Below are 24,973 nucleotides of genomic sequence, written 5' to 3' on the forward strand. Positions count from 1 at the left end.
CCTCGCCGTTCCGTCGTTGTCGCATCGAATGTTGTCGCATCGAAGCCCGCCTTCCGCCAGCTAGAATCGTCCGCATGGCCTCTCTCGTCCGCTGGTTCCACCAACTCGGTTCGCCGCCGACCTTCGATCGCTTCGCGGCGCGCTGGACTCCGTGGTGCTACCTGGCAGCGCTGCTGCTGGCCGGCGTGGGCATCTGGCAGGCGCTGTTCGTGGTGCCGGCCGACCGCCTGCAGAGCGACGCCTTCCGCATCCTCTACATCCATGTGCCCAGCGCCTGGATGAGCCTGTTCGTGTTCGGCCTGATGGCCGTGTACGCGGCCATCGCCCAGGTGTGGCGGATCAAGCTGTGCGAGATCCTGGCGATGGCCTGTGCGCCGATCGGCGCCGCCTTCACCCTGATCACCCTGCTGACCGGCAGCATCTGGGGCAAGCCGATGTGGGGCGCCTGGTGGGACTGGGACCCGCGCCTGACCACCGAGCTGATCCTGCTGTTCCTGTACATCGGCGTGATGGGCCTGTACCTGGCGATCGAGGACCGGCGCACCGCCGCACGCGCGGCCGGGCTGCTGGCCATCGTCGGCGTGGTGCTGCTGCCGGTGATCCGCTATTCGGTGGTGTGGTGGAACTCGCTGCACCAGGGCCAGACCATCCGCCTGTTCGGCCAGTCCAGCATGGACCCGAGCATGCTGCCGCCGCTGTGGCTGATGGTGGCCGCGACCAAGTTCTGGTTCGCCGGCTCGCTGCTGGCGCGCGCGCGCGCCGACAACCTGCGCCGCGAGGCCGGCAAGGACTGGGTGACGCAACTGGCGGAGGCGCGCGGATGAACTACCTGCCGTATGTGGTCGGCGCCTATGCGGTGTTCGCCGGGGTGCTGCTGGCCGATTTCGTGCTGGCGCGGCTGCAGGTGCGCAACGCGCTGCGCGCGGCGAGACTGCGCGCGCAACGCAAGCGCCAGGCCAAGGCCGACCCGGCGCCGCCGCTGGAGCTGAGCCGATGAACCCGCAGCGCAAGCGCCGCCTGCTGTGGCTGATGCTGCTGGTGCTGGCCGCCGGCCTGACCACCACCCTGGTGGCGATGGCGCTGCAGCGCAATGCCGCCTACCTGTACACCCCGGCCGAGGTGCTGGCCGGCAAGACCGGTGCGCACGCGCGCTTCCGCCTCGGCGGCATGGTCGAGAAAGGCTCGTTCCAGCGCGCCCCGGGGTCGCTGCAGTCGCATTTCCGGGTCACCGACGGCGATGCGCAACTGACCGTGCGCTACGACCGGATCCTGCCCGACCTGTTCCGCGAGGGGCAGGCGGTGGTGGCCACCGGCAGCATGCACGACGGCGTGTTCGTCGCCGAGGACGTGCTGGCCAAACACGACGAGACCTACATGCCGAAGGAACTGGCGGACAAGATGGGCAGCGCGCATCGCAAGCACGATGTGGGGGCGATGCAGTGAGGGGCTGGAGGGGCGGGAATCGGGATTGGGGAATGGGGAATGATCCAAGCAAAAGCACTGGCCCGATCGTTGGTAGCGCCGAGCAGCGTCGACGGAATATAGGGACTTCGCATTGCAAGGCGTGCATCCCGTATTCCGCGTCTGCGGATGGCAAGCGCCTGGCGTTGTGTGCCGCTCTACCCGCTCCAGCGTTCCGGCTCAAGCGCCATGCTGCCTGAGGTCGGCCAACTCCTGCTGATCCTCGCCCTGCTCACTGCCGTGCTGCAGGCGGCGCTGCCGCTGGCCGGCGCGCAGCGCGGCGATGCGCGCTGGATGGGCGTGGCGCGGCCGGCCGCGTTCGCGCAACTGGCGCTGGTCGCCGGCGCCTTCGCGATCCTCACCCATGCGTTCGTGACCCAGGACTTCTCGGTGGCCTACGTCGCCGAGAACTCCAACTCGCTGCTGCCGCTGGTGTACCGCTACTCCGCGGTGTGGGGCGCGCACGAGGGCTCGCTGCTGCTGTGGACGCTGATCCTGGCGTTGTGGACCGGCGCGGTGGCGCTGTACTCGCGGCGTCTGCCGGCGCAGGTGGTGGCGCGGGTGATCGGCACCCTGGCGCTGGTCAGCATCGGCTTCCTGGCGTTCCTGCTGTTCACCTCCAACCCGTTCGCGCGGCTGCTGCCGGCGCCGCTGGAAGGGCGCGATCTCAACCCGCTGCTGCAGGATCCCGGCCTGGTGATCCATCCGCCGCTGCTGTATGCCGGCTATGTCGGCTTCGCGGTGCCGTTCGCCTTCGCCATCGCCGCGCTGCTGGACGGCCAGGTGGACGCGCGCTGGCTGCGCTGGACGCGGCCGTGGACCAACGTCGCCTGGGGCTTTCTGACCATCGGCATCGCCCTCGGCAGCTGGTGGGCGTACTACGAACTGGGCTGGGGCGGCTGGTGGTTCTGGGACCCGGTGGAGAACGCCAGCTTCATGCCGTGGCTGGCCGGCGCGGCGCTGCTGCATTCGCAGGCGGTCACCGAGAAACGCGGCAGCTTCGGCGCCTGGACCCTGCTGCTGGCGATCGCCGCGTTCTCGCTGTCGTTGCTGGGCACCTTCCTGGTCCGCTCCGGGGTGCTGACCAGCGTGCACTCCTTCGCCGCCGATCCCGCCCGTGGCCTGTTCATCCTGGTGTTTCTGAGCCTGCTGTGCGGCGGCGCGCTGCTGCTGTACGCGCTGCGCGGCGGCCGCGTGGCGGCGGCCGCCGACGAGGCACGGCAGCGCTTCGCCCCGGCCTCGCGCGAGACCCTGCTGCTGGCCAACAACCTGCTGCTGACCTGCGCCTGCGCGATGGTGCTGCTGGGCACGCTGTATCCGCTGCTGGCCGATGCGCTGGACCTGGGCAAGCTGTCGGTGGGGCCGCCCTACTTCGGCACCTTGTTCATCGTGCTGATGGCGCCGCTGGTGGCGCTGCTGCCGTTCGGTCCGCTGACCCGCTGGCAGCGCGAACAGGCCTCGCGGCCGCTGGCGCTGCTGGCGCCGTGGGCCGGCCTGGCGCTGCTGGCCGGCGCGATCGGCTTCTTCCTGGCGCCGCAGGGTGCGTGGAAGACCGCCGCCGGCGTCGCCGCCGCGACCTGGGTGCTGCTGGGCACCGCGCGCTTCGTGTGGAGCCGGCGCCAGCTCAAGGGCAGCCGCTTCACCGCCGAGATGCTGGGCATGACCCTGGCCCACACCGGCATCGCGGTGTTCCTGGCCGGCGCGCTGCTGGTCGAGGCGCTGGAGCAGCAGCGCGAAGTGGCGCTGGCGCCGGGGCAGCACCTGGAGCTGGGCCGCTACCGCTTCGAACTGCAGGGCCTGGACCAGCGCAAGGGCCCCAACTACGTGGCCGAGCGCGCGCACGTGCAGGTGCTGCGCGACGATCGCCCGCTGGCGCTGCTGCATCCGGAAAAGCGCCTGTATGCCAGCGGCGGCCAGAACATGACCGAGGCCGGCATCCATCCCGGCCTGTTCGGCGATGTGTACGTCGCCCTCGGCGAGCCGCTGGGCGGCAACGCCTGGGCGATGCGCGTGCACGTCAAACCTTTCGTGCGCTGGATCTGGCTTGGCGCGGCGCTGATGGCGCTGGGCGGTTTCGTCACCGCCGCCGACCGGCGCTTCCGTCGTTCCCCGGAGACCCCCTGATGTCCGCTCCCGCTCCACGTCGCCTGCCGCTGCCCGCCATCGTCCTCGGCGCGCTGTTCTTCCTCGGCCTGCTGGCGTTGATGGTGTATGCGGTGCAGCGCTCCGGCAGCGCCGATCGCGACGCGCTGCCGTCGGCGCTGATCGGCAAGCCGGCGCCGGCGTTCGCACTGCCGCTGCTGCACGATGCCTCGATCCGCGTGCGCAGCAGCGAGCTGCTGGGCGCGCCGTACGTGCTCAACGTGTGGGGCAGTTGGTGCCCGGCCTGCCGCGAGGAACACCCGGTGCTGACCCGCTTCGCGCTGAGCAAGCGCGTGCGGGTGATCGGCTACGACTGGAAGGACACCCGCGAGGACGCGTTGCGCTGGCTGGAGCAGCTCGGCAATCCGTTCCTGGCAGTGCTGTTCGATCCCGAAGGGCGCACCGCGATCGACTGGGGCGTGGCCGCGGCGCCGGAGACCTTCCTGGTCGACGCGCGCGGCGTGGTGCGCTGGAAGCATGCCGGGCCGCTGACCGATGCGATCATCCGCGACGAGCTGCTCCCGGCACTGGAGCAGGCCGAGCGCGACGCGCCGCCGACGCGCGCGCAGGGCAAGGCCACGCCATGAGCCAGCACCGCCGGCCGGCGCTGCGGCTGGGTCTGCTGGCGCTGCTGGCGTGGTCCACGCTGGCCGGTGCGGAACCGGTGTCCGATCCGACGCCGCTGGCCTACCGCTCCGCCGCCGAAGAAGCGCGCTTCCACGCGCTGACCGCGGAATTGCGCTGCGTGCAATGCCAGAACCAGTCGCTGGCCGACTCGCACGCGCAGATCGCCATGGACCTGCGCCGCGAAGTGCTGGACCTGATGCACCAGGGCAAGTCGGATGCGCAGATCAAGCAGTTCCTGGTCGATCGCTACGGCGAGTTCGTGCTGTACCGGCCGCAGCTGGAAGCGCGGACCTGGCTGCTGTGGTTCGGCCCCTTGCTGCTGCTGGCCGGCGGCGCCCTGGTGCTGATCCGGATGGTGCGGCGACGCGCGCCGGCAGCGACCGCGCTGCCGCTGCAGGACGAACAGGAATGGTGAGGCGATGCTGAGTTGGGGCATGTCGGCCGCGGCGGTGGCGCTGGCGGCGCTGGTGTTTGCAGTGGTGCTGTGGCCGCTGCGCAGCCGCGGCCGCAACGGCGCTGTGCTGGCGGTGGCGATCCTGGCGCTGGGCGTGGCGACGGCGGCGCTGTACGCGCTGGTCGGCACCCCGCGCGCGCTGCAGGCGCAGAACCGCGAGGCGCCGCGCACGCTGGAGGATGGCGTGAAGCAACTGCAGGCGGCGCTGGCCAAGGATCCCAACCGCGCCGACGGCTGGGCCTTGCTCGGCCGCAGCCAGATGTCGCTGGGCCACGCCGTCGAGGCCGCGGCCGCGTTCGAGCGTGCGGTGCGCCTGGCGCCGGAGCAGGCGCCGCTGCTGATCGAGGCGGCCGAGGCGCGTGCGATGGCCAACCCGCAACGGCAGTTCGACGACCAGGCGCTGGCCTGGCTGCAGCACGCCCTGCAATTGGCGCCGGGCAGCGAACGCGGCGCCTGGTTCCTGGGCATCGCCCAGCGCCAGCGCGGCCAGGACGCCGCCGCCGCCGCCACCTGGGAAGCGCTGTTGCCGCGCGTGGACGCGGCCACCGCCGCGGCGCTGCGGCCACAGATCGATGCGGCGCGCAGTGCGGCCGGCCTGCCGTCGCTACCCGCTGACGGCACCGCCGCCGCCACGGCGCAGGATGCCAAGGCGCCGGCGAGCACCGGCCTGACCGTGGCGGTGTCGCTGGACCCGGCGTTCGCCGCCCGCGTGCGCCTGCGCGGCGACGCCAGCGTCTTCGTGATCGCGCGCGTGCCGGGCGGCCCGCCGATGCCGGTGGCGGTGCAGAAGCATCCGCTGCAGGCGCTGCCGTTGCGGGTGACGCTGAGCGACACGGACAGCCCGATGCCGACGCAGAAGCTCTCGCAACTGCAGCAGGTGCAGGTGGTCGCGCGGCTGTCGACCAGCGGCAACGCGATGCGCCAGGAGGGCGACGTGGAATCGGCGCCGGTGACGGTGACCCTGCCGGCGACCGCGCCGGTGGAACTGGTGATCGGCAAGCCGTAGCGCGAGCGTTCGTGCAGGCGCGACCGTGCCTGGTCGGAAACGTCAGGTCGCGACCAGGGCGAGACGCCAGCAAGCATGCACGCTCCATCTCGCACCACGCATACGCCGGATGCGCGATAGCGCGGCTAGAATCGACGCATGACCGAATTCATCCCGCCCGGCAGCCGCTTCCTCGCCCTGCCCTCGCCGTTCCCGATGAAGCGTGGCGGCCAGTTGCACGGTGCGCGGGTCGCCTACGAAACCTGGGGCACGCTGTCGGCCGCACGCGACAACGCGATCCTGATCGTCACCGGGCTGTCGCCCGACGCGCATGCCGCGACGCATGCCGACGATCCCTCGCCCGGCTGGTGGGACGGCATGCTCGGCCCGGGCAAGCCGATCGACACGCAGCGCTGGTTCGTGATCTGCGTGAATTCGCTGGGCAGCTGCAAGGGCTCGACCGGCCCCGCCTCGCCGCATCCTGACGACGGCCAGCCGTACCGCCTACGCTTTCCGGAGCTGTCGATCGAGGACGGCGCCGATGCCGCCGCACAGGTGGTGCGGGCACTGGACATCGCGCAACTGGCCTGCGTGATCGGCAACTCGATGGGCGGCATGACCGCACTGGCGCTGCTGCACCGGCATCCCGGCCTGGCGCGCAGCCACATCAACATTTCCGGCAGCGCGCAGGCGCTGCCGTTCTCGATCGCGATCCGCTCGCTGCAGCGCGAGGCGATTCGGCTGGACCCGAACTGGAACGGCGGCGACTACGACGAAGCCACCTATCCCGAATCGGGCATGCGCATGGCGCGCAAGCTCGGCGTGATCACCTACCGCTCGGCGCTGGAGTGGGACGGCCGCTTCGGCCGCGTGCGCCTGGATTCGGACCAGACCGACGACGATCCGTTCGGCCTGGAATTCCAGGTCGAAAGCTATCTCGAAGGCCATGCCCGCCGCTTCGTGCGCCGCTTCGATCCGAACTGCTATCTGTACCTGAGCCGCTCGATGGACTGGTTCGACCTGGCCGAACCTGCCGGCGGCGATGTGCTCGCCGGCATCGCCACGATCCGCGTCGAGCGCGCACTGGCGATCGGCGCCAACACCGACATCCTGTTCCCGGTACAGCAGCAGCAACAGATCGCCGACGGCCTGCGCGCCGGCGGTGCGCAGGCGCAGTTCCTGGGGCTGGATTCGCCGCAGGGGCACGATGCGTTCCTGGTGGATTTCGCGCGGTTCGGGCCGGCGGTGCAGGCGTTTCTGGAAACGCTGTAGCGATTGAGCGCCCTGTTGGCCATGGGCAGGCGAGGATCCCGTTCCGCTCGCCGATGGTTCCGCATCAGGTCGCTCTGGGCTGGGCCGACGGCTTGTATCCAGAAGATTTTGTCCTCCACTCGTCGCGACTGAAGTCGCTCCCACACGGGCCTCCTGCAACATGCAGGCTGGCACCTGCCCGTTGTGGGAGGGACTTCAGTCCCGACTGCACGAACCATCAGCGTGCCAAGACCGCATCGCTTCTGCACGAACGCATGATTGCGCACCGCGCGTCGCGGCTGAAGCCGCTCCTACAGCGCGCTGCGCAGTCGCGCTACGGCGCGACCTGCAGCCGCCCGTCCTGCAACCGATAACGCACATGCACCACGCCCTCGGGCAGCACGTCGTGGCTGATCAGCAGCAGGCTGCGCTGGCCCAGGGCCTGGGCCAGGTCGCGCAGCAGCGCCTGCGCGGTGTCCACGTCCAGGCCTTCGGTGGGTTCGTCCAGCACCAGCAGCGGTGCCTCGCGCAACAGGGCGCGGGCCAGGGCCAGGCGCCGCGCCTGGCCGGCGGACATGGTCGCGCCGTTCTCGCCGAGCCAGGCGTCGAGGCCGCCGACTTCGTGCAGCCAGGCGTCGAGCCGCACGTCGGCCAGCACCCGCTGCAGGCGCGCGTCGTCGGCCGCGGGATCGCCCAGGCGCAGGTTGTCGCGCACGCTGCCGGCGAACACCGGCGCGCCCTGCGGCAACCAGGCGATGCGACGGTGCCACTGCGCCTCGGCGACCTCGCGCAAATCCATGCCGGCGTAGCGGACGCTGCCCTGTTGCGGATCCCACAGCCGCAGCAGCAACGCCGACAGGGTGGTCTTGCCGCTGCCGCTGTCGCCGGAGATGGCGATGCGCTCGCCCGGCGCGATGCGCAGGGACACACCGTCGAGCACGCGCCGGGTCTCGCCCGGCCAGGCGAAGACGACGTGGTCGAACAGCACCTCGCCAGTGGCCGGCAGCGGCTGCGGATGCGCCGGGTCGACCACCGGCGGCGCCTGCGCGGCGATCGCCTGCAGGCGCCGCGCGGCGACGCGGCCGGACTGCAGCGCCTGCCAGGCCAGGCCGGCGCCGGCCCAGACCTCGAGCAGGGCCACCGTCAGGAACACCAGGCCGGCGGCCTGTTCGGCGCTGATCGCATCGGCACGCGCCGCGCCCAGCGCCACCCACAGCATCGCCAGCAGGCCCAGCGCCGCGCACAGCGCGTGCAAGGCGTTGCCGCCGATCAACCGCTGCCGCTGGCGACGGTCTTCGCCGCGCAGCGCCTGTGCGCTGGCGTCCACGCGCGCGATCCAGGCAGCCTGCGCCTCGAGCGCGGCCAGGTCGGCGGCGCCCTCCAGGCCCTCGTAGGCCAGAGTGCGCAAGACTTCGCGCTGCTGCGCGCGCGCGCGTTCGCGGGCCTCGCCGCCACGCGCGACCACCCACGGCACGCCGAACCCGATCGCCAGGGCCAGCGCGGTCAGCACCAGCGCGGCCGGCCAGTGGATCGCCGCCGCCGCGGCGATGCCGATCGCGCCGACGCCGAGCAGCGCCGCCAGCGGCGCCAACGCGCGCACTACCAGGCCGTCGACCTCGCCGATGTCCGACATCAGCCGCGCCAGCAATTCGCCGGTGCGGCTGGCGCCGAGCCGTGCTGGTGCCAGCGGCAGCGCGCGGCGGAAGAACCACACGCGCAGGTCGCGGGCGATGCGCAGGGTGGCATCGTGCCCGACCAGCTTTTCGCCGTAGCGCGAGGCGATGCGGGCGAAGGTCAGTGCGCGGATGCCGGCCGACGGCGAGAAGAAGTTGAAGCCGCTGCCCATGCCGACCGCGCCGGCCAGCGCCGCGGCGGTGAGGAAGCCGCCGGACAGGCCGAGCAGCCCGACCCCGGCCAGCATCGTGCACAGCACCAGCAGCGCGGTCAGCAGCAGCCGGCCGAGATGGCGGCCGAACACGCCGCGCAGGGTGTCGCGGGTGCCGCCGCTCATGGCAGCGTCTCCTGCATTGCGGTGGACGCGTCGCGTGCGGGCAGCCGCAGCACCGCATCGGCCCAGCGCATCGCCGCCTCGCTGTGCGTGGCGACGATGACGCTGCGGCCGCGGGCGAAATCCGCCAGCGTGTGCAGCAGGTCCGCCTCGGTATCGGCATCCAGGAACGCGGTCGGTTCGTCCAGCAACAGCAGTTCCGGATCGCGCAGCAGCAGGCGCGCCAAGCCGATGCGCCGCGCCTCGCCGCCGGACAGGCCGAAGCCGCGCTCGCCGATCGGCGTGTCCAGGCCCTGCGGCAGACGTGCGGCGAAGCGCATCACCTGCGCCGCCTCGGCGGCCGCGCGCACCTGCGCATCGCTGGCCTGCGGATCGGCCAGGCGCAGGTTGTCGGCGATGCTGCCGTGGAACAGATACGGGCGCTGCCCGGCGTAGCCGATGCGCAGGCCTGCGCGCACCTGCAAGGCGCCTGCGCGCGGCGGCAGCCATCCGGCCAGCGCTTCCAGCAGCGTGCTCTTGCCGCTGCCGCTGGGCCCGACCAGGGCCAAGCGCTGACCGGCGTACACGTCGACATCCAGGCCCTGCACCGCATCGCAGCGCGCACCCAGTGGCCGCAGATGCAGCGCGCGTGCGCGCAGCACTGGCGCCTCCGCACGCATCGCGCGCCCTGCAGGCGCGGAAAACGTCGTTGCGGTGGCATCGGTCTCGATCGGCGTCACGGCACCCACATCGTTCGACACGGCGGCGCCCTCGTCGCGCGCGACCGGCGCATCCACGGCCTGCGGCAGGCCTTCCAGCAGACGCTCCACCTCCGCCGCCGCGGCCAGCGCATTGGCGCGGTCGTGGTAATGCGCGGCCAGGCGCCGCAGCGGCGCGTAGAACTCCGGCGCCAGCAGCAGGCAGAACACGCCGGTGCCCAGGGTCGGCACGCTGCCGTGCAGGGCGATCATGCCGAGGTAGCTCAGGCCCAGGTACAACGCGACGATCGCCACGCTGACCGAGGCGAAGAACTCCAGCACGGTGGACGACAGGAACGCGATGCGCAGCACTTTCAGCGTGCGCTCGCGCACGCCCTCGGCGGCAGCGGCGATCCCGCGCAGTTCGTCCTCGCCGCGTCCGTACAGGCGCAACAGGCCCAGGCCCTTGAGCCGGTCGGCGAAGTGCCCGCCCATCCGCGCCAGTTCGCGCAACTGGCGGCGGCCGGCGGCCTCGGCACCCCAGCCCACCAGCATCATGAAGATCGGCACCAGCGGCGCGGTGAACAGCAGGATCAGCCCGACCACCCAGTCGCTCCACGCCACCGCCAGCACGATCAGCAGCGGCACCACGCTCACTTCCCAGCGCGCAGGCAGGTAGCCGGCGTAGTAACCGTCCAGCGCATCGCCATGCGCCAGCAGCAGCTCGCCCAGTTCGCCGTTGCGCTGCCCGCGCAGCCACAGCGGCCCGCGCTGCAGCAGTTGCCGATACACGCGCCGACGCAGCTCGAGTTTGGCCGCATCGGCGACATCGCCGGCGGCCCGCTGTGCGGCGGCGCCGAGCCCGGCGCGCAGGACCAACACCAGCGCCAGCAGACCAAAGGCCGGCAGCGCCTGCGCCAGCGCGTGCCGCTCGACCAGCAGCGCCTGCACCAGCCAGGCGATGGCGCCGGCCTGCGCGATCAGCAGCGCGCCGGACACGCTGATGGCCGCCGCGGCCAGGCGCTGGCGGCCACGCGCCGCCGCGGCCAGGGCCTGCAGCCAACGCATGCGCTGCTGCGGCGTGTCGGCGGGCAGTGCGGCGGACGTCTCGGCGGAATCGGTCAAAACGGGCTCGGCGCGGCGAACGAAGCCGCCAGTTTAGCGGGGAAGGCGCTTCCGGGCCGGAACCACCGTGGCCGCCACGATGCCGGGCACCCGGCTTCCGCACATTGATCTGAATCAAGGTCGAACGCGCCGCGGCGGCGGAAGATCGCCTCCAATCTCCCGCCACTCGGCCACCCAGATGCACATTTTCCACGAGGTAGCACAGCCATGATCGACACCACTGTCGTAGAGCTGTCGCGGCTGCAGTTCGCCATGACCGCGATGTACCACTTCCTGTTCGTCCCGCTCACCCTGGGCCTGTCCTTCATGATCGCGATCATGGAGAGCGTGTACGTCATGACCCGCAAGGACGTGTGGCGGCGCATGACCCTGTTCTGGGGCGTGCTGTTCGGCATCAACTTCGCGATGGGCGTGGCCACCGGCATCGTGATGGAGTTCCAGTTCGGCATGAACTGGTCCTACTACAGCCACTACGTCGGCGACATCTTCGGCGCGCCGCTGGCGATCGAAGGGCTGATGGCGTTCTTCCTGGAAGCGACCTTCATCGGCCTGTTCTTCTTCGGCTGGAGCAAGCTCACGCCGGTCAAGCACCTGATGGTGACCTGGCTGATGGCGCTGGGCACCAACCTGTCGGCGGTGTGGATCCTGATCGCCAACGGCTGGATGCAGAACCCGACCGGCGCGGTGTTCAACCCGGACACCATGCGCATGGAAGTGGTCGACTTCATGGCGGTGGTGTTCAACCCGGTGGCGCAGGCGAAGTTCGTGCATACGGTCAGTGCCGGCTACGTGACCGGCGCGGTGTTCGTGATGTCGATCAGCGCGCTGTACCTGCTGCGCGGCAAGCACCGCGACATCGCACGGCGCTCGTTCGCCGTGGCCGCCGCGTTCGGCCTGGCGTCCTCGCTGTCGGTGGTGGTACTGGGCGACGAGAGCGGCTACGCCGCCAACGAACACCAGAAGATGAAGCTGGCCGCGATCGAGGCGATGTGGGAGACCGAGCAGGCGCCGGCCGACTTCACCGCCTTCGGCATCCCCAACCAGGCCACCGGCAAGAACGACTACGCGATCAAGGTGCCGTACCTGATGGGCCTGATCGCCACGCGCTCGCTGCACACGCCGGTGCCTGGCATCCTCGAACTGGTCAAGCGCGCCGAGCACCGCGTGCGCGGCGGTCAGATCGCCTACGGCGCGCTGCAGCGGCTCAAGGCCAACCGCAACGATGCCGAGGCGCGCGCGGTGTTCGACAAGCACTGGCAGGACCTGGGCCACGGCCTGCTGCTCAAGCGCTACCGCGAGGACATCCTCAACGCCACCCCGGAGGAGATCGCCAAGGCCGCGCTGGACACGGTGCCGCGGGTGCTGCCGTTGTTCTGGACGTTCCGGGTGATGGCCGGGCTGGGCTTCTACCTGATCGCGTTCTTCGCCGCCGCGCTGTGGTTCTCGTGCAAGCACAATTTCGAGGACAAGCGCTGGTTCCTGAAGCTGGCGCTGTGGACCCTGCCGGCGCCGTGGATCGCGATCGAGTGCGGTTGGTTCGTGGCCGAGTACGGCCGCCAGCCGTGGGCGGTGGAAGGCGTGCTGCCGACCTTCTATGCCGCCTCCGGCCTGGCCCTGCACGACATCCTGATCACCCTCGCCGGCTTCGTGGCGATCTACACCACGCTGCTGATCATCGAGATCAAGCTGATGCTCAAGGCGATCCGCAAGGGACCGGACGACCTGCCCGCCCTGCTGCAGCCCGCCCCGCGTCCCGTCACCCCGATCGCCGCACCTGCGGCCGCCGGCCACCTCTGACACCGGCAGGAGATACACCATGGACTTCATTGCATTGGACTACACCACGCTGCGCGTGATCTGGTGGCTGCTGCTGGGCATCCTGCTGATCGGCTTCGCGGTGATGGACGGATTCGACCTGGGCGTCGGCGCGCTGCTGCCGTTCGTGGCCAGGAACGACGCCGAACGCCGGCTGGTGGTGAACACCATCGGCCCGGTCTGGGAAGGCAACCAGGTCTGGCTGGTGCTCGGTGGCGGCGCGATCTTCGCCGCCTGGCCGCCGCTGTACGCGGTCAGCTTCTCCGGCTTCTACCTGGCCATGTTCGTGATCCTGTTCGCGCTGATCCTGCGCCCGGTCGGGTTCAAGTTCCGCGGCAAGCTGCCCGGCCAGCGCTGGCGCAACAGCTGGGACTGGGCGCTGTTCGTCGGCGGCTTCATCCCGGCGCTGATCATGGGCGTGGCGGTGGGCAACGTGCTGCTGGGCGTGCCGTTCCACTTCGACGACACCCTGCGGGTGTTCTACACCGGCAGCTTCTTCGGTCTGCTGATGCCGTTCGCCCTGCTCGCCGGCCTGCTCAGCGTGAGCATGCTGGTGGCGCACGGCGCGGCGATGCTGGTGCTGAAGACCGACGGCCCCGTGGCCGAGCGCGCGGCGCGCTACGGCAGCGTCGCCGCCCTGGTGGCCTGTGCGCTGTTCGCCGGCGCCGGGGTGTGGGTAGCCACCGGCCTGCCCGGCTACGCGGTCACCTCGCAGGTGGTCACCGACGGCGCCACCAATCCGCTGCTGAAGACCGCCGTGCTCGGCGAGGTCGGCGGCTGGATGCACAACTACCAGACCATGCCGCTGACCGCCCTGGCCCCGGCTGCCGGCCTGCTCGGCCTGCTGCTCAGCGCGGTGCTGCTGCGCAAGCGCCGCGGCGGCCTGGCCTTCATCGCCTCCGGTGCGGCCATCGCCGGCATCATCCTGACCGTGGGCTTTGCGATCTTCCCGTTCCTGCTGCCGTCGTCCAGCCAACCGGGCTCCAGCCTGACCGTGTGGGACGCCTCCAGCAGCCACCTGACCCTGTGGATCATGCTGCTGGCCACCGTGGTGTTCCTGCCGATCATCCTCGGCTACACCACCTGGGTGTACCGCGTGCTGAAGGGCAAGGTCACCGCCGCCTCCCTGGACGACAACCCCAACGCGTACTGACGCGCCCGCAAGGAGAAACGATCATGTGGTACTTCGCCTGGATTCTCGGTGTCGGCCTGGCCTCCACCGCCGCCATCCTCAACGGCATGTGGTTCGAAGCGCGCGAGCGCAACGCGGCGGATGCCGCGGACGCGGCGGATGCCGCGGACGCGGCCGCCGCGGGGGACTGAAATTTTTTTGCAAAGGCGCTTGCCGAATGCGGAAGACCTCCGTATCATGTGCGGCTCCTTCGGGGTGTAGCTCAGTCTGGTAGAGCGCTACGTTCGGGACGTAGAGGTCGCAGGTTCGAATCCTGTCTCCCCGACCAGTTTCAAGGTCACAAGAAGCCTGGAAAACCACCGTTTTCCGGGTTTTTTTGTGCCTGCAATCCGGTCTCGCAACGGCGTGGCGTTGCGCCCGCATTGCGACGGCGTGCCTCGCCCCTTGCGGCGACGACGCGGATCGGCCTGCACGACGGCGAACATCGGCACCGCACCGATCCCGGCGACGCGCACCCGTGTCCATCGTGGGAACCGCTGCTCGCATCCCGCCTCCTGTCTCGGCATTGCGTCAGCGGCCCGAGCGCATCACGCGCCCGCCCTCCCGACGCGTCACGAGGACACTTCCATGCCCGGCAAGACCATCCACACCCTGATTACCTGGATTCCCGATTCCGCCAGCGATGGAGAACGCGAGGCGAAGCGCCTCCATGCCAGATTCGCGGCCTGTTCGACCCTGATCGACGGCCGCAAGCTCTCGAGCGGCGCACTGGACGGCTACATGAGTCTGATCGTGGTCGGCCACCGCAGCGAACTGCTCAAGAGCGGCGTGCTGGACAGCCTGGCCAAGCTGGCGCATGGCGCGCAGTGCCCCTGGGTGGTGCTGGCGAACTGCGCCAGCGGCACCGCGACGCAGCAGGGCACGCTCGGCGATAACGAACTGTGGGAGCCGGCCCAGAAACTCGCCAACGACCTGAAGATCCGGGTCTCCGGTACCACGCGCGCGCTGACCTTCGACGAGGTCGGCCAGGGGACGGCCTTTGCGCTTGCCCTCGGCGAAGTGCTGATCCGCTCCAATCCCGCCGGCACGAGTGGACTCTGGAAGGACTTCCACCCGCAGGACGGAGTCGAGCAAATCACGCAAGGCCTGCGCAACCTGTGACGCCCGGCGGCCCCCGCGCCGCGTGGTGCCACCCCGATCCCGCGCACGACGCGCGGGATCGGGAATTGGCTCACTCCACCGGCAGACTGATGTAGCTCGCCTGCTGCGGCGTGTGCCAGATCCGCTGCGTCGCCTTCTGGTAGTCGCCCGGCTTGGCGAAGTAGATGTTCGGCACGTAGGTCTGCGGATTGCGGTCGTACAGCGGGAACAGCGTGGACTGCACCTGCACCATGATCCGGTGGCCGCGTTCGAAGGTGTGGTTGGCGGTCGGCAGGCCGAAGCGGTAGGCCAGCGGCTGGTTCGGGGTCAGCGGCGCCGGATGCTCGAAACTCTCGCGGTAGCGGCCGCGGAAGATCGCCAGCGACACCGGCAATTCGTAGCCGCCCAGTTTCGGCTCGGACGCCATCTGGTCCGGGTACACGTCGATCAGCTTCACCACCCAGTCGCTGTCGCTGCCGCTGGTGGAGGCCTGCAGGTGCACTTCCGGCGCGCCGGCGATGCGCAGCGGCGCCTGCAGCGGTTCGCTGACGAAGGTCAGCACGTCCGGGCGGCCGTCGACGAAGCGCTGATCGTGCACCAGCCAGGTGGTCCACATGTCGCGGTCGCCGAACACCACCGGGCGCGGCACGAACGGTACCGGCTTGGCCGGGTCGGACACGTATTCGGTGTACTCGCCCTGCCCGGCCTTGGGCGCCTCGAACGAGACGCGGCCACCGGCCTCCAGGTACAGCGGCTTGCTCTGCGCCGGGCAGCCCTGCGCGCAACTCAGCGGCCAGCGCTGCAGGCGGTCCCAATGGTTGGCGCCGGTGTCGTAGATCAGTACCGGCGGCGTGTCGGCCTTGGGCGCGCCATCGACCAGGTACTGGTCGAAGAACGGCTTGAGCACGTCGCGGCGGAACTGCAGCGCGGTGTCGCCGTCGAACTGCAGCGCACCCAGCGAGGCGCCCTCGTAGTTCACCTGGCTGTGCCGCCACGGCCCCATCACCAAGTAGTTTCTGTCGTTGCCGGTATCGCGCGGCTCCATCGCCTCGTAGCTGTGGATCGCGCCCCACATGTCTTCTTGGTCCCACAGCCCCTGCAGCCACATCGTCGGCACCTTCAGTGGGGTGCGCGCCATCACCTTGTCCAGCGCCTGCTCCTGCCAGAACGCGTCGTAGGCCGGGTGCTCGGTGAGCTTGCGCCACCACGGCAACTGCTCCAGCCCGGCGGCCTTGGCGTAGTCGCCGGCCGAGCCGGCGCGCAGGAAGTTGCTGTAGTCGTCGTAGCCCTGGCGCGGGATGCCCTCGCCCTTGCCGCGCCGGGTCATCTGGCCGGTGAAGTAGTCCAGGTTGACCTGGCGGAAGGCGCCGTAGTTGAGCCAGTCGTCGCCCATCCAGCCGTCGATCATCGGGCTTTCCGGCGCGGCCACCTTCAGCGCCGGATGCGGATCGGCCAGCGCCATCACCACGGTGAAGCCCTCGTAGGACGAACCGATCATGCCGACCTTGCCGTTGGATTCGGGCACGTGCTTGACCAGCCAGTCGATGGTGTCCCAGGCGTCGGTGGCGTGATCGACCTTGGTCGGATTGAGCGGCCCGCGCAACGGCCGCGTCACCACGTAGTCGCCCTCCGAGCCGTACTTGCCGCGGATGTCCTGGAACACGCGGATGTAGCCGCCGTCGACGAACACCTCGTCGCCCTGCGGCAGCAGATCGCGCATGTGCGGTGAGGCCAGGCGGCTGGCGCGGCCGCTGGCGTCGTAGGGCGTGCGGGTCAGCAGCATCGGCGCGCCGTGCGCGCCCTTGGGCAGCACGATCACCGTGTGCAGCTTGACCCCGTCGCGCATCGGGATCATCACCTCGCGCTTGACGTAGTCGTTGGCCGCGGTCGGCGCGACGAACGGCGTGCCGGTGATGTCCGGGGTCATCGGCGCGGTCTGCGCGTGGGCGGCCGTGGCCAGCACGGTGGCGACGACGGTGGCGAGCAAACGGGTGGCGATGGGACGCATGAAACCTCCGGGCAGTCAGACCCCCGACTGTAGGCGCAACCGCGTCCCGGGCGGAAGTGTCGGCGAGCGGCGGTGTCCGCACGCCGTCGCAGCGCGGATGCATCCAGGACACGACGTGGAGGGATCGGAGCGAGCAACGGCCAGGCGGCCGCCAAGGTTGCGCCCGCTTGCGGACACGCCGGACGCCATCGGCGCAAAGACGCCGGACACCGCATGCAACGCCTTCCCTGCAGGTACAACGATGCTTCTGCCCATCGCCGCGGCCACGCGCGGGGCGCCGTCGAGACCCGCCCGATGAACAGCCCAGAACACCTGCCTGGCAATGCGGGCCGCCGCGCATTCCTGAAGCAAGGCGGCGTCCTGGCCGCCATGCTGCCGTTGCTCGGCCTGCCGTTGCTCGGCCTGCCGGCGTTCGGCCGCGCGCTGGCCGCGCCGCTGCGTCCGGCCAGCGCGCCGCTGGTGCCGCCGACCCAGGCGCTGCGGATGCGGTACGCCAACGTGGCGAGCGAGGCCGACGTGTTGCGGCAAGGCCTGCCGATCGGCAACGGCCGGCTCGGCGCCCTGGTCGGCGGCGCGCCGGATCGCGACTTCCTGTACCTCTCCGACGCCAGCCTGTGGACCGGAGGACGTAACGACGCGCTCGACGCGCAGGGCCAGTTCGGCTATGCGAAGGACAGCTTCGGCAGCTTCGTGATGCTCGCCAGGCTGTATCTGGAACTGGACGGCCATGCGCCGGCGCACCTGCGCGACTACACGCGCGAACTGGACCTGAGCAACGGCTGCGTGCGCGTGCGCTACGCGCTGGGCACTGCCCAGTTCACCCGCACCGTCTTCGCCAGCCACCCCGACGACGCCATCGTGGTCCACCTGGAACAGCGCGGCGGCGGCCTGCACAGCGGCCGGCTGCGCCTGGTCAGCGCACACGATGCCCCCGTGCACGGCGATGCGGAGGGGGGACTTGGATGCTCCGGCGCACTGGCCAACGGCCTGCGCCACGGAGCGCACGTGCGGCTGATCGCCGCCGACGGTAGCGTGGAACTGCAGGGCGAGACGCTGCACTTCCGTGACTGCCGCACACTGCGCATCGTGATCTGCGGCGGCAGCAACTACGTGCCCGACCCGGCCAGGGACTACCGCGACCCGGAACTGGATCCGCAAGTACTGGCCAGGCAGCGCTGCGCGGCGGCGGCGCAACTCGCAGCCGAGACGCTGCTGTACACGCACGTGGCCGACCACCGCACCCTGTTCGACACCATGCAGGTGGACTTGGGCCGCTCCAGCCCGGCGCAACGCCGGCTCGCCATCGCCGAGCGACTGCAGGCGCGCGCCGCGGCGGACACGCCCGATCCGGAACTGGAAGCGCTGTACCTGCAGTTCGGCCGCTACCTGACCATCGCCGCCTCGCGCGATGCGCTGCCGATCAACCTGCAGGGGCTCTGGCTGGAGAATAACGATCCGCCGTGGATGAGCGATTACCACAGCGACGTCAATGTGCAGATGAACTACTGGCTGACCGACGCGGCCGGGCTGGGACCGTGCTTCGACGCCCTCGCCCGCTACTGCCTGGCGCAGTTGCCGGCGTGGACGCAGATCACCCAGGCCCACTTCAACGACCCGCGCAACCGCTTCCGCAACACTTCCGGCAAGGTCGCCGGCTGGGCCGTGGCGTTCTCGACCAATCCATTCGGCGGCAGCGGCTGGTACTGGCATCCGGCCGGCAACGCCTGGCTGTGCGACAGCCTGTTCCAGCACTACGAATACAGCCAGGACCGTGCCTACCTGCAACGGATCTATCCGCTGCTCAAGGGCGCCTGCGATTTCTGGCAGGCCCGGCTGATCGAACTGGAGGTCCTGGATGCCGACGGGTCCCGGCAGACGCGCCTGGTCGACGACCACGACTGGTCGCCCGAACACGGCCCCGAGGACGCGCGCGGCATCGCCTATGCGCAGGAGCTGGTGTGGAACCTGTTCGGGCAGTATTGCCAGGCCTGCGCGCTGCTCGATGTCGATGCGGCCCATGCCGCGACCATCGCCGGACTGCGGCAGCGCCTGTACCTGCCGCAGATCAGTCCACGCAGCGGGCAATTGCAGGAATGGATGTCGCCCGACGACCTGGGCGAGGCGCACCACCGCCACCTGTCGCCGCTGATGGGCCTGTATCCGGGCCATCGCCTGCATCCGGACCTGGCCCCGCCCGCGCAGGTCGCCGCGGCGCGCGCGCTGCTGGACGCGCGCGGCATGCACAGCTTCGGCTGGGCGTGCGCCTGGCGTGCGCTGTGCTGGGCGCGGCTGGGCGAAGCCGAGCGCGCCTATGCGCTGGTGGCGACCAACCTCAAGCCGTCGATCGTGCACAGCAACGGCACCGCCCCGAACTTCTTCGACATCTACGACCTCAGCCAGCACGGCGATCCCACGCTGGGCGGCGTGTTCCAGATCGACGCCAACTTCGGCACGCCCACCGCGATGCTGGAAATGCTGCTGTATTCGCGGCCCGGCCATATCGCGCTGTTGCCGGCCCTGCCCAAGGCCTGGGCCGCACGCGGCAAGGTCAGCGGCATCGGCGCGCGCGGCGGCTTCGTGGTGGACCTGGCATGGCGCGACGGCAAGGCGACGCGGATCGTGCTGCGCAGCGTCGGCGGCACACGTACCGAACTCGTCTTCAACGGCACGCGGCGCACGCTGGAGCTGGCCCAGGGCGCAACCATGCGCGTGCTCTGAAACAACCGAAGCGATCGCTGGCGTCCGGGCCGCGCCGCGGGCGCATCAGCCCAGACGGATGCCCGGGCCCAGCACCGCGACGAACCACAGGCTGGCCAATGCGCCAGCGATCCGCCAGCCGATGCCCAACTGCAGCATGCCGCGCTGCATCGGCGTTGCAGGCAGCAATGCGGGCAGCGCCAGCATGCCGGCCATGGCCAGAAATCCCGTCGCCACGCCCGAACTCAGCACCAGCATCCAGCCGACCGGGTTGAATAGCGCGCCCAAGGTGAGCAGCCCCCCGAAACCGAGGTAGGACAGGCGACAGACGCGCGTGGCTTGCGCGGCGGACACCACGCCATCGGCGCACAACGTCGCCAGCGAGGCCGACGACGTACGCATGGCCGCCCAATAGGCGACGACGCCGGCGACTCCCAACGGAATCCGCCAGGCCACCGAATTGCCGATCGCAGCAAACACCGTGGCCCAATCGCCGCTCCCCAGCAGTGCCGAATAGACCAGATACGCTGCTGCATTGAACAGATTGAATGCGCCCACTACCCAGGCGACATAGCGCCATGACGCCGGCAGACCTGCACGACGCGCAAGCGCTAACGTCAGCGCGGCGCAAAGATTGAACGCCGGGCCGGCCAACGCGATCCAAGGCGAAGTCCCGACGCTGCTGAGACCGATGGTGGAAAGCAACCGCACGCTCACGCCTGGCGTGAAGATTGCGACCACGGTGTGCGCGAGCTCGTGTCCGGTATCGCCGACCACGGCGGCCAGCGCGGCAACCGCGAGCAGCGAGGGGGTACTCAGACCGCCATGGCCGGTTTGCATGTCAGTGCCGCACCTGCCCTTCGCCGCGCACCACGAAGCGCTCCACGGTCAGCGCTTCCAGGCCCATCGGGCCGTAGGCATGCAGGCGTGTGGTGGAGATGCCGATCTCCGCGCCCAGGCCCAGTTCGCCGCCGTCGGAGAAGCGCGAGGAGGCGTTGACCATCACCACCGCCGCGCGCAGCGCCTGCACGAACGCCTCCGCGTTGGCCGCATCGGCGGTGGCGATGACCTCGGTGTGGTCCGAGCCGTAGCGGCGGATGTGCGCGATCGCGGCGTCCAGGTCCGGCACCACCGCAACCGCCAGGATCAGGTCCAGGTACTCGGCGGCGTAGTCGTCGTCGCTGGCGCTGTCGATGTCCGGCAGCAGGGCACGGGTGGCGGCATCGCCGCGCAGGGCGACACCGCGCGCGCGCAGCGCCTGCGCCGCCAGCGGCAGGAAGCGCGCGGCCACGTCGGCGTGCACCAGCAGGGTCTCCAGCGAATTGCAGGCGGCCGGCCGCGTGGTCTTGCCGTCGATGAGCAGCTTCACCGCCAGGTCCAGATCCGCCGAGGCGTCGACGAACAGATGGCACACGCCCTTGTAGTGCTTGATCACCGGCACCCGCGCATGTTCGGCGACGAAGCGGATCAGGCCTTCGCCGCCGCGCGGGATCGCCAGGTCGACGATGTCGTGGAGCTGCAGCAGTTCCAGCATGGTCTCGCGGCGCAGATCCTCGACCAGGGTCAGCGCGGCCTCGCCGATGCCGGCCTCGCGCAAGGCCCGGCGCAGCGCCGCGGCGATGGCGGTGTTGGAGTGGATCGCCTCGGAACCGCCGCGCAGGATCACGCCGTTGCCGGCCTTGATGCACAGCGCCGCGGCGTCGGCGGTGACGTTGGGGCGCGCCTCGTAGATCATCGCCACCACGCCCAGCGGCACGCGGATCTTCTGCACGCGGATGCCGTTGGGGCGCACGTCGTCGCGGGTGACCTGCCCCACCGGATCGGGCAGGCCCGCCACCTCGCGCAGCGCCGCAGCGATGCCGTCCAGGCGCTTGCGGTCCAGCGCCAGCCGATCGAGCATCGCGCTGCCGACGTCCTTGGCCCGCGCCGCGTCCAGATCGCGCGCATTGGCGGCGAGGATCGCCTCGGCATCCGCTTCCAGCGCCGCCGCCATCGCCTCCAGCAAGGCCTGTTTGGCCGGCGACGACAACTGCGCCAGCGCTTGCGCGGCATCGCGGCAGTGCAGGGCCTGGGTGCGGATGGAGGTCATTGGGTGGCTCCGGTGGATTCGGGATTCGGGATTCGGGATTCGGGATTCGGGATTCGGGATTCGAAAAGGCTACGCGCGGGGCCGGGAAATGAAAGGCGGCGAGCGCAAGGCGCAACGCATGCGCGCGCATTGCAGCGGGATCCGCGGCGCCGTCGCGGCTGGCGCGGGGCCGGCGCGGTTAGGCCGATTCCCCATTCCCGATTCCCGATTCCCGCACCACCACCAGGTCGTCGCGATGGATCACGTTCTCGCCGTAGTTGTAGCCCAGGATCGCCTCGATGTCGCGCGAGTGGCGGCCGGCGATGCGGCGGATGTCCACCGCCGCGTACTGGCTGACCCCACGCGCCAGGCAGCGTTCGCCGGCCGCCTCGCGCAGGCGCACCTCCACCATGTCGCCACGGCGGAACTCGCCCACGGCGCCGGCGACGCCGCCCGGCAGCAGCGAGGCGCCCTTGTCGAGCAGCGCGATCGCGGCGCCGGCATCGATCAGGATCGCCCCCGGCTCCACCGGCACGTGGCGCAGCCAGTACTTGCGCGCGGCGATGCGGGTGCGCGCGGCATGGATGCGGGTGCCGCGCAGGCTGTCCTGGGCCAGGCCGCGCACCACCTCGGCGCTGCGGCCGTTGAACAGATAGGTCTCGATGCCGGCGGCGCCGGCCTTGGCCGCGGCCTCCAGCTTGGTGCGCATGCCGCCGGTGCCCACCCCGCTGCCGCTGCCGCCGGCCATGGCCAGCACCGCCGCGCTCAGTTCCTGCACCTCGGGCAACGGTTGTGCTTGCGGGTCGCGGCGCGGATCGGCGGTGTACAGGCCGTCGATGTCGGTGGCGATGAACAGCGCATCGGCGTCGACCAGGGCGGCGACGATCGCGGCCAGATTGTCGTTGTCGCCGAGCTTGAGCTCGTCCACCGACACGGTGTCGTTCTCGTTGACCACCGGCAGCGCGCCCAGCCGCAACAGTTCGCCCAGGGTGGCGCGCGCGTTGAGGTAGCGGCGACGGTTGCGCAGGTCGTCGTGGGTCAGCAGCACCTGCGCCACCGGCCGCTCGAAGAAGCGCTGCCACAGCGCGATCAGTTGCGCCTGGCCCAGCGCGGCCAGCGCCTGCCGCGCGGCCAGCGCCGCACCGGCCTCGGCGGCCCTGGGCACGATGGCACGGCCGGCGGCGACCGCGCCGGAGGACACGATCACCAGCTCGCGCCCGGCCGCCAGGTTGGCCGAGACGAACTGCGCCAGGCCCAGCGCGAAGCGCGGCGTGAGGCCGCCGCCGTCGGCGGCCAGCAGGCTGCTGCCGACCTTGAGCACCGCGCGCCGCCAGGACGGCAGCGGTTGCTCAGGGAACGGCGACGCGGCGGTAGCGACGTGCGGAGTCATCCAGCCGGCCTCAGCGGACGTTCCATTCGTGCACGGTCAGGTCGGACACCTGCATCGTCACCAACGGATCGGTGGCGACGATGGCCTGTGCCTCGGCCAGGCTCGCGACGTTGCACAGAAGGTAGGCGCCGCCGCTGCCGTCGGCGAATCCGCCGGTCAGCTGCAGCCGGCCCTGCGCGCGCAGCGCATCGAGGAACGCAAGATGCGGCTGCACTGCGGCAGCGTCGAAATCGGGCCGGCGCATCGCCAGCACCAGGTAGAGCGTGGTCATTGCGGAGTCTCCAACGCAGCGGGTTCCCGGTCGCCGTGGCTGTGCGGTGCCGACACCACCAGGAAGCGGACATCGGCGTTCGAGGCATTGCGCATCCGGTGCGCAGCGCCCGGCGGCACGTGCAGGCCGTCGCCGGCATGCAGCACGTGCACGACGCCTTCCAGCTCCAGCGCCGCCTCGCCGTCCAGCACCCGGAAGAACTGCCGCGCGCGCAGGTGGCGGTGGCGCACCTCGGCCGCGCCGGGCGGCATACGCTCTTCGATCACGCTCAGGTCCGGCACGTCCAGCAGATGCCAGCCATCGCAGCTGCCGCCCCAGGTGTAGTGACGGGCCGAGGCGATGTTGACCGTGCTCATCCGGCCAGTGCCTGCCAGCGCGCGCGCAGCTCATCCAGGCGCAGATCGGCGGCGGCGCCCGGCGAGACCCGCGCGGCCAGGCTGCCTTCCGGCGTGCGCCCCTGCCCTGCGCGGTCGGCGGACGCGGCGGCGGCCTGGTAGGCCTCGCGGAACGGCACGCCGGCCACGGCGGCTTCCACCGCCACGTCGGTGGCGTACATGCCCGAATCGATCGCCGCGCGCAGCTTGTCCTCGCGCCACTCCAGGTTGGCCAGCAGCGCCGGCAGCAGCTCCAGCGCGGCCAGGCCGCGGCCGAAGCCGTGGAAGATCGCGCCCTTGCTGCTCTGCAGGTCGCGGTGATAGCCCGACGGCAGCGACAGCAACTGTTCGATCTCGGTGCGCGCGGCGGCCACGCTGGCGTGGGTGGCGCGCATCAGTTCGATCACGTCGGGGTTGCGCTTGTTGGGCATGATCGAACTGCCGGTGGTGTACTGCGCCGGCAGCGCCACGAAACCGAATTCGCCGCTGGTGAACAGCGACAGGTCCCAGGCCAGGCGGCGCAGGTCCAGGGTGGCGCTGCCCAGCGCTTCCAGCGCGGCCATCTCGAACTTGCCGCGCGACAGTTGCGCGTAGATCGGGCTGACCTGCAGGCGCGCGAAGCCCAGCGCGGCGGTGGTGTGGGCGCGGTCCAGCGGCAGGTTGACGCCGTAGCCGGCGGCAGTGCCGAGCGGATTGCAGTCGACCAGGCGCAGGGTGTCGCGCGCGCGGATCGCGTCGTCGATGAAGGCCTCGGCCCAGCCCGCCCACCACATGCCGGCCGAGGACACCACGGCGCGCTGGATGTGGGTGTAGCCGGGAACCGGCAGATCGCGCTCGGCCTGCGCGCGGTCCAGCGCCACCTTGGCGATCTCCGCGCTCAGTTGCGCCAGCCGCGCCAGCTTGTCCTTCAGCCACAGCCGGGTGGCGACCAGGATCTGGTCGTTGCGGCTGCGTCCGCTGTGGATCTTGCGCCCGGCATCGCCCAGGCGCTCGGTCAGCCGCGCCTCGATCGCCGAGTGGCCGTCCTCGAAGCGCGCATCCAGCACGAACGCGCCACTGCGGAAGTCCTCGGCCAGCACCGCCAGTTCGCGCTGCAGCCCGGCCAGTTCGTCGGCGGACAGGATGCCGATGCGCTGCAGGCCTTCGGCGTGCGCGCCGCTGGCGGCGATGTCGTGCAGGAAGAACTCGCGGTCCAGGAGCACGTCGTCGCCGGCCAGGAAGGCCTGGATCTGCGTATCGACGGCGACGCCGGGTTTTTGCCAGAGCAGATTGGTCATTGGGAAGCCGGGAATGGGGATTGGGGAATCGGGAATCGTAAAAGCGGTGCGCTGCGTCCGTGATGGATACG

22 protein-coding genes and 1 tRNA gene are annotated in these 24,973 nt (G+C 70.6%); 14 read left to right on the forward strand and 9 right to left on the reverse strand.

Annotated elements, in window-relative coordinates; genetic code table 11:
- The first annotated feature begins 74 nt into the window (after positions 1-74).
- The 8 genes from ccmC (at position 75) to metX (ending at position 6,941) form a co-directional block, all read left to right on the forward strand.
- Positions 75-824: a heme ABC transporter permease CcmC gene (gene ccmC / locus PG878_RS12805; RefSeq protein ID WP_010343777.1), complete on the forward strand. Its 750-nt coding sequence runs from the start codon at positions 75-77 to the stop codon at positions 822-824.
- On the forward strand, positions 821-997 hold the full coding sequence (locus PG878_RS12810; protein WP_209032578.1) for a heme exporter protein CcmD: 177 nt from the start codon (positions 821-823) through the stop codon (positions 995-997). Before ccmC ends, PG878_RS12810 begins: the two co-directional genes overlap by 4 nt.
- Positions 994-1,443 (forward strand): cytochrome c maturation protein CcmE, encoded by a 450-nt coding sequence (ccmE, locus tag PG878_RS12815; RefSeq protein ID WP_010343775.1) that lies wholly within the window; start codon positions 994-996, stop codon positions 1,441-1,443. Before PG878_RS12810 ends, ccmE begins: the two co-directional genes overlap by 4 nt.
- Positions 1,444-1,650: 207 nt before the next feature.
- Positions 1,651-3,585 carry a heme lyase CcmF/NrfE family subunit gene (locus PG878_RS12820; RefSeq protein ID WP_209032579.1) on the forward strand — a complete coding sequence of 645 codons (1,935 nt, stop codon included), beginning with the start codon at positions 1,651-1,653 and terminating at the stop codon, positions 3,583-3,585.
- Positions 3,585-4,190, forward strand: coding sequence for a DsbE family thiol:disulfide interchange protein (locus PG878_RS12825; RefSeq protein ID WP_371182617.1), 606 nt, complete (start codon positions 3,585-3,587; stop codon positions 4,188-4,190). The genes PG878_RS12820 and PG878_RS12825 overlap by 1 nt, the downstream gene beginning before the upstream one ends.
- Complete coding sequence (locus PG878_RS12830) at positions 4,187-4,645, forward strand: cytochrome c-type biogenesis protein (RefSeq protein WP_244663539.1); 459 nt, start codon at positions 4,187-4,189, stop codon at positions 4,643-4,645. The genes PG878_RS12825 and PG878_RS12830 overlap by 4 nt, the downstream gene beginning before the upstream one ends.
- Before the next feature lie 4 nt (positions 4,646-4,649).
- Complete coding sequence (locus PG878_RS12835; RefSeq protein WP_209032580.1) at positions 4,650-5,690, forward strand: tetratricopeptide repeat protein; 1,041 nt, start codon at positions 4,650-4,652, stop codon at positions 5,688-5,690.
- Positions 5,691-5,828: 138 nt separating this feature from the next.
- Entirely contained in the window at positions 5,829-6,941 is a 1,113-nt protein-coding gene (metX, locus tag PG878_RS12840; protein ID WP_209032581.1) for a homoserine O-acetyltransferase MetX, read from the forward strand.
- A gap of 313 nt (positions 6,942-7,254) precedes the next feature.
- On the opposite strand, the gene cydC is transcribed toward metX, so the two are convergent.
- The gene (cydC, locus tag PG878_RS12845) at positions 7,255-8,931 is read right to left on the reverse strand and encodes a thiol reductant ABC exporter subunit CydC (protein WP_209032582.1); all 1,677 of its coding nucleotides are present in this window, start codon (positions 8,929-8,931) and stop codon (positions 7,255-7,257) included.
- Positions 8,928-10,673 carry a thiol reductant ABC exporter subunit CydD gene (cydD, locus tag PG878_RS12850; RefSeq protein WP_209032619.1) on the reverse strand — a complete coding sequence of 582 codons (1,746 nt, stop codon included), beginning with the start codon at positions 10,671-10,673 and terminating at the stop codon, positions 8,928-8,930. Before cydD ends, cydC begins: the two co-directional genes overlap by 4 nt.
- Positions 10,674-10,937: 264 nt before the next feature.
- Between cydD and PG878_RS12855 the strand changes: the two genes are divergently transcribed.
- The 5 genes from PG878_RS12855 (at position 10,938) to PG878_RS12875 (ending at position 14,838) form a co-directional block, all read left to right on the forward strand.
- Complete coding sequence (locus PG878_RS12855) at positions 10,938-12,527, forward strand: cytochrome ubiquinol oxidase subunit I (RefSeq protein WP_209032583.1); 1,590 nt, start codon at positions 10,938-10,940, stop codon at positions 12,525-12,527.
- Between the two features lie 19 nt (positions 12,528-12,546).
- The gene (cydB, locus tag PG878_RS12860; protein WP_209032584.1) at positions 12,547-13,698 is read left to right on the forward strand and encodes a cytochrome d ubiquinol oxidase subunit II; all 1,152 of its coding nucleotides are present in this window, start codon (positions 12,547-12,549) and stop codon (positions 13,696-13,698) included.
- Between the two features lie 23 nt (positions 13,699-13,721).
- Positions 13,722-13,868 carry a cytochrome bd-I oxidase subunit CydX gene (gene cydX, locus PG878_RS12865; protein ID WP_209032585.1) on the forward strand — a complete coding sequence of 49 codons (147 nt, stop codon included), beginning with the start codon at positions 13,722-13,724 and terminating at the stop codon, positions 13,866-13,868.
- 60 nt (positions 13,869-13,928) lie between these two features.
- Positions 13,929-14,005: transfer RNA gene (locus PG878_RS12870), tRNA-Pro, on the forward strand.
- A 299-nt stretch (positions 14,006-14,304) separates the two neighbouring features.
- On the forward strand, positions 14,305-14,838 hold the full coding sequence (locus tag PG878_RS12875; RefSeq protein WP_209032586.1) for a hypothetical protein: 534 nt from the start codon (positions 14,305-14,307) through the stop codon (positions 14,836-14,838).
- A gap of 70 nt (positions 14,839-14,908) precedes the next feature.
- Here PG878_RS12875 and PG878_RS12880 read toward each other — a convergent pair whose 3' ends face one another.
- On the reverse strand, positions 14,909-16,825 hold the full coding sequence (locus PG878_RS12880; RefSeq protein WP_209032587.1) for a CocE/NonD family hydrolase: 1,917 nt from the start codon (positions 16,823-16,825) through the stop codon (positions 14,909-14,911).
- Positions 16,826-17,119: 294 nt separating this feature from the next.
- Between PG878_RS12880 and PG878_RS12885 the strand changes: the two genes are divergently transcribed.
- On the forward strand, positions 17,120-19,543 hold the full coding sequence (locus PG878_RS12885; protein WP_209032588.1) for a glycosyl hydrolase family 95 catalytic domain-containing protein: 2,424 nt from the start codon (positions 17,120-17,122) through the stop codon (positions 19,541-19,543).
- Between the two features lie 45 nt (positions 19,544-19,588).
- On the opposite strand, the gene PG878_RS12890 is transcribed toward PG878_RS12885, so the two are convergent.
- The 6 genes from PG878_RS12890 to argH form a co-directional block, all read right to left on the reverse strand.
- Positions 19,589-20,362: a hypothetical protein gene (locus PG878_RS12890; RefSeq protein WP_209032589.1), complete on the reverse strand. Its 774-nt coding sequence runs from the start codon at positions 20,360-20,362 to the stop codon at positions 19,589-19,591.
- A 1-nt stretch (position 20,363) separates the two neighbouring features.
- Positions 20,364-21,611 (reverse strand): glutamate-5-semialdehyde dehydrogenase, encoded by a 1,248-nt coding sequence (locus PG878_RS12895; protein WP_209032590.1) that lies wholly within the window; start codon positions 21,609-21,611, stop codon positions 20,364-20,366.
- 178 nt (positions 21,612-21,789) lie between these two features.
- Positions 21,790-22,980: a glutamate 5-kinase gene (gene proB, locus PG878_RS12900; RefSeq protein ID WP_209032591.1), complete on the reverse strand. Its 1,191-nt coding sequence runs from the start codon at positions 22,978-22,980 to the stop codon at positions 21,790-21,792.
- A gap of 10 nt (positions 22,981-22,990) precedes the next feature.
- Complete coding sequence (locus PG878_RS12905) at positions 22,991-23,251, reverse strand: YciI family protein (RefSeq protein ID WP_160962256.1); 261 nt, start codon at positions 23,249-23,251, stop codon at positions 22,991-22,993.
- On the reverse strand, positions 23,248-23,607 hold the full coding sequence (locus PG878_RS12910) for a cupin domain-containing protein (protein WP_209032592.1): 360 nt from the start codon (positions 23,605-23,607) through the stop codon (positions 23,248-23,250). The genes PG878_RS12905 and PG878_RS12910 overlap by 4 nt, the downstream gene beginning before the upstream one ends.
- Positions 23,604-24,902: an argininosuccinate lyase gene (gene argH / locus PG878_RS12915; protein ID WP_209032593.1), complete on the reverse strand. Its 1,299-nt coding sequence runs from the start codon at positions 24,900-24,902 to the stop codon at positions 23,604-23,606. The genes PG878_RS12910 and argH overlap by 4 nt, the downstream gene beginning before the upstream one ends.
- Positions 24,903-24,973: the final 71 nt, after the last annotated feature.

It is taken from the genome of Xanthomonas hawaiiensis (assembly GCF_031834635.1).
Classification (GTDB): Bacteria; Pseudomonadota; Gammaproteobacteria; order Xanthomonadales; family Xanthomonadaceae; genus Xanthomonas_A; species Xanthomonas_A sacchari.